Source organism: Marinobacter sp. UBA2498 (genome assembly GCF_002341575.1).
GTDB classification, from domain to species: domain Bacteria; phylum Pseudomonadota; class Gammaproteobacteria; order Pseudomonadales; family Oleiphilaceae; genus Marinobacter; species Marinobacter manganoxydans.
In genome coordinates this window covers 3,768-8,103 of record NZ_DDOI01000059.1, presented here as the reverse complement: position 1 = coordinate 8,103, position 4,336 = coordinate 3,768, and the positions used below count along the sequence as shown (strand labels likewise).

The following is a 4,336-nucleotide window of genomic DNA, read 5'->3' as shown; positions in this document are numbered from 1 at the left end:
TGGCAATTTCGTCGGTTTCATCCCACTCCAGCTCCGGCGGGACTTTCTGTTCCTCAATAAACACCTGCTGGCGGATATCCCGGATGGATGCCGGGGCCAGTTGCCAGCTGTATTTGCGAAACCGGATGCTCATAAAGCTTATTCGAAGTAAATCGAGCCTTGATTGTAGAGGGTGGTCAGAAGCCCAAGCAATGCTTCGTCTTCCGAGAGCCGGGCGAGGGTCGGCATATCGACGCGGGCCCCTGAGCAGAGAAGCGGAGCAAACGGTTGGGCATCGCCCTTGAGCAGGAACTGCTCGCCGTCCACAAACAGGGCGGTTTCGCTGGCAAACTCGTAGTACGCGAAACGTGAGCCTTCGTTCCACCGCAGCTGCTCGCCCGCGTGTATTGCTTCGGCGACGTCTCCGGTGGACGCAGGCTCCTCCGCAGGCACCACAATATCCATGCTCTTGGGCGCCGTTGAGAACTGGCCAAACCAGAGGGCCAGTTGCCGGCGGTCCTCAAGCTTTTCCCGGATAACGGTCTCGAGGCGGTCAACCACATCCGGCTGAATCGTGCCCGGATTGTCCTGTATTTTCAGATCCGGATCGTTCAGGTGATCTGAGGCATCGGACTGGCTGCAGAGGAAATCGGTAAATCCGGTCAGAATGTCATCCACGGTGGGTGCACGGAAGCCCACCGACAGCGTGATACAGTCATCCTCGGCCACTCCATGGTGGCCAATACCCGGCGGCAGATACAGCATGTCACCGGGTGCCAGAGTAACGGTTTCCTCGCCATCCCAGCTGCTCAGAATGCGCAGCGGAGTGCCCTCCACGCGGGGGGAGGTATGGTCGCAATGGCCTCCAAACGTCCACCGGCGGTGACCCTGGGCCTGGAGGAGGAATACATCATACTGGTCGTAATGGGGGCCAACGCTGCCGCCTTTCGGGGCAAAACTGGCCATGATGTCATCCAGGCGCCAATTGGGGATGAAGCGGAAGTGTTCCAGCAAATCTGCAATATCGGGCACCCAGTGGTCCAGCCCCTGCACCAGGAGCGTCCAGTCCTGTTCGGGCAGGCTGCTGAACCGGTCCGGCGAAAAGGGGCCGTTGTGGAGCTGCCAGGGCTTGCCATCGTCATTTTCGATCACAATCCGGGACTCGACGCCCTCCTCACAGGCCAGGCCGGCCAGTTCATCAGCGCTGACCGGGCACTGGAAATCGGGAAACGCCTGACGGATAACCAGCGGCTTTTTCTGCCAATAGTCCCGCAGAAATTCAGAGGGTGTGAGTCCGCCAAGCATGTCCATGGGTGTTACTCCCGGTTTCAGATGTTTTGTGCCTGATCGACTGCGTTACCGATGTAACGGCCCGGCGTCAAAGCCATCAGTTCGGCCTTGGCCTGATCTGGAATGTCGAGGCTCTCAACGAAATTCTTGATCACTTCCGGCGTCATTGCCTTGCCACGGGTCAATGCCTTGAGTTTTTCATAGGGCTTTTCGATATTGTAACGGCGCATCACCGTCTGGATCGGCTCGGCAAGCACTTCCCAGGCATGGTCCAGGTCTTCATCCAGTCGGGCCGGATTGATTTCCAGTTTGCCCAGGCCTTTTAGGGTGGCTTCGTAGGCAATCAAGCTGTGCGCAAAGCCAACACCCAGGTTACGCAGTACGGTGGAGTCGGTCAGATCCCGCTGCCAGCGTGATATAGGCAGTTTGGCAGAGAGGTGGCTGAAAAGCGCATTGGCGATGCCAAGGTTGCCCTCGGAGTTCTCGAAATCGATGGGATTGACCTTGTGGGGCATGGTCGAAGAGCCTACTTCGCCTTCTACCGTTTTCTGCTTGAAGTAGCCGAGGGAAATATAGCCCCAGACGTCACGGTCCAGATCGATCAGGATGGTGTTGAAGCGAGCGACGGAGTCATACAGCTCGGCAATGTAATCGTGCGGTTCGATCTGGGTGGTGTAAGGGTTCCAGTCGAGCCCGAGGCTCTCGATGAACTCCCGTGCGTTCTGGGCCCAGTCGATTTCCGGATAGGCGGAGAGATGGGCGTTGTAATTACCCACGGCACCGTTGATCTTGCCCAACAGCTCGGTTTCCCGGATCTGTTTTACCTGGCGACGCAGACGGTGAACGACGTTCGCCAGCTCTTTGCCCACGGTCGTGGGCGAGGCCGTCTGGCCGTGAGTGCGCGACAGCATCGGTTGTTCGGCGTGGTCATGAGAAAGCTGCGCCAACTTGTCGACAACGCGGTCCATGGCCGGTAGCAGGCCGTGGTCCAGGCCTTCCCGCAGCATCAGCGCATGGGAGAGGTTATTGATGTCTTCAGAAGTGCAGGCGAAGTGAACAAATTCCGTGACAGCGTGCAGCTCAGGAACGCTGGCGATCTTTTCCTTGATAAAGTACTCCACCGCTTTCACATCGTGATTGGTGGTGCGTTCGATGTCCTTGATACGCTCTGCGTCTTCCAGGCTGAATTCGCTCACCAAACGGTCCAGGAAGCCGTTGGCGTCGGCGGAAAACGCAGGAACCTCGGCCACGCCAGGGTGAGCGGCCAGTTTCTGTAGCCAGCGGATCTCGACGGTCACCCGGTTCCGGATCAGGCCATACTCACTGAAAATTTCACGGAAGACGCTGACCTTGTTGCCATAGCGTCCATCGACCGGGGAAATGGCGGTCAGGGCGGTGAGTTCCATCGAAAACCTCTCAAGTCATCAAAGAATCGGATCAAAAGAAAATAGGGGTGCATATCATACACCACCGCCGGCTCTGAATCAGCGCCGTCAGTGGTAGAGGGAGCGATTGGCTTCTTCGGCAAGCTCTTTGGCAAGCCCGATCACTTTCTTGCGGGCAAAGATCAGTTGCCAGCGTCGGCCGCCGGTCTGGCGCCAGAGCACGGCGGAACGGATACCCGCCAGCAGCAGTGCCCGCACTTTCGCGGCATTCTCCTCGCGTTGGAGCACAGAGGGGTTACCGCTCACCTGGATACGCTGGCGAAAGGTGCTGATGGTATCGGCGTAGACGGAAGCCAGATTGCTGATCAGGTTCGGGTGTGTGTACCCGAAGTGGCTGGCGGTGTGCCTGGCCTGATCAATGCGACTGCCAATCACGTCCAGCATGTCAGAGCGGCGATTCAGTTTGGATTCGAGCTGGATCAGGTTGAGGGCGTAGCGCAGAACTTCGATGTCCTGCTGCCGTGACTGCTGGCTGAGCACCGAGGACAGGGTGACGAGGCCTTCGCGGATATCGCGAAGCTCGCCTCCGTAGACGTCCAGTGTGTTCTCGGGGTTGGTGGCAAACAGGGAACGGATAGATGTTTCCAGGCTGGCCTCGTTGCACTGGCCATTGTGGGCAATCTGCTGGACCAGGTTGGCGGCCTGGAATACCCCGGCCAACGCCAGGGTCTGATCCTTGAGTGAGCGGCTCATGCGGTCTGTTCCTCGGAACGGGTGCCGGTCAGACGGTCTGGAAGTGGTTCGTCATCACGCCAGGTCTGCTCAATAACGCCGCCACCAAGGCACACCTCGCCGTCGTAGAAAACCACGGATTGCCCGGGCGTGACAGCCCGCTGGGCGTCGTCAAAATCGACGCGGACACCGCGGTCGATCAACAGAACCTGGCAATCCTGATCCGGCTGGCGATAACGGGTCTTGGCCTTGCAGCGGAAACGTCCAGCAGGTGCCTCTCCGGCAACCCAGTCGATCGGGCCGGACACTAGGCCACGGGAAAAGAGCAGGGGATGGTGTTTGCCCTGAACAGCAACAAGCACATTGCGGCTGAGGTCTTTCTCCGCCACATACCAGGGCTCGTCCCCGAATTCACTGAGACCGCCAATGCCCAGGCCCTGTCTCTGGCCGATGGTGTGATACATAAGGCCCTGGTGCCGGCCGATTTTCTGGCCATCCGGTGTTTCAATGTCGCCGGGCTGGGCCGGAAGGTATTGCTTCAGGAAGTCTTTGAACTTGCGTTCGCCGATAAAGCAGATACCGGTGGAGTCTTTTTTATCATGGGTAACGAAACCCTGCTGCTCGGCAATACGGCGGACTTCCGGTTTTTCCAGCTCGCCGACCGGGAAAAGAGTCCGCGCAATGCGGTCGCCGGAGACGGCATGCAGGAAATAGCTCTGGTCCTTGTTCGGATCCAGTCCCTTCAGGAGTTGGGCCTTGCCCGTTGAACCAGCAATCGGCCGTTGCCGGGCGTAGTGGCCCGTTGCAATATAGTCGGCACCAAGGGTGATGGCATAGTCCAGAAAAGCCCGGAATTTCACTTCTTTGTTACAAAGAATATCCGGATTGGGTGTTCGTCCGGCCTGATATTCAGAAAGGAAGTGCTCAAAAACCCGGTCCCAGTACTCGGC

At 58.3% G+C, this 4,336-nt stretch carries 4 protein-coding genes and 1 pseudogene; all 5 read right to left on the bottom strand.

All coding sequences use genetic code 11. The features are described from left to right. Nucleotides 1-133: pseudogene (locus tag B2W52_RS22245) on the bottom strand (GNAT family N-acetyltransferase); the annotation flags it as partial. Between the two features lie 5 nt (nucleotides 134-138). After that, entirely contained in the window at nucleotides 139-1,290 is a 1,152-nt protein-coding gene (locus B2W52_RS07225; protein ID WP_008174755.1) for a cupin domain-containing protein, read from the bottom strand. 17 nt (nucleotides 1,291-1,307) lie between these two features. Continuing rightward, a complete protein-coding gene (purB, locus tag B2W52_RS07220) occupies nucleotides 1,308-2,675 on the bottom strand; it encodes an adenylosuccinate lyase (protein WP_014577430.1) in 1,368 nt (455 codons plus the stop codon). Nucleotides 2,676-2,762: 87 nt separating this feature from the next. Next, nucleotides 2,763-3,407, bottom strand: a complete 645-nt coding sequence (gene hflD, locus B2W52_RS07215; protein ID WP_008174761.1) for a high frequency lysogenization protein HflD — start codon at nucleotides 3,405-3,407, stop codon at nucleotides 2,763-2,765. Further along, the coding region (mnmA, locus tag B2W52_RS07210) for a tRNA 2-thiouridine(34) synthase MnmA (protein ID WP_286802167.1) at nucleotides 3,404-4,336 on the bottom strand (933 nt) is incomplete at its 5' end. The genes mnmA and hflD, both read right to left, overlap by 4 nt.

What these genes read in the sequence shown, in the direction of transcription:
- B2W52_RS07225 (WP_008174755.1), bottom strand. Translation starts at nt 1,290, where the DNA reads ATGGACATGCTTGGCGGACTCACACCCTCTGAATTTCTGCGGGACTAT.
- purB (WP_014577430.1), bottom strand. Translation starts at nt 2,675, where the DNA reads ATGGAACTCACCGCCCTGACCGCCATTTCCCCGGTCGATGGACGCTAT.
- hflD (WP_008174761.1), bottom strand. Translation starts at nt 3,407, where the DNA reads ATGAGCCGCTCACTCAAGGATCAGACCCTGGCGTTGGCCGGGGTATTC.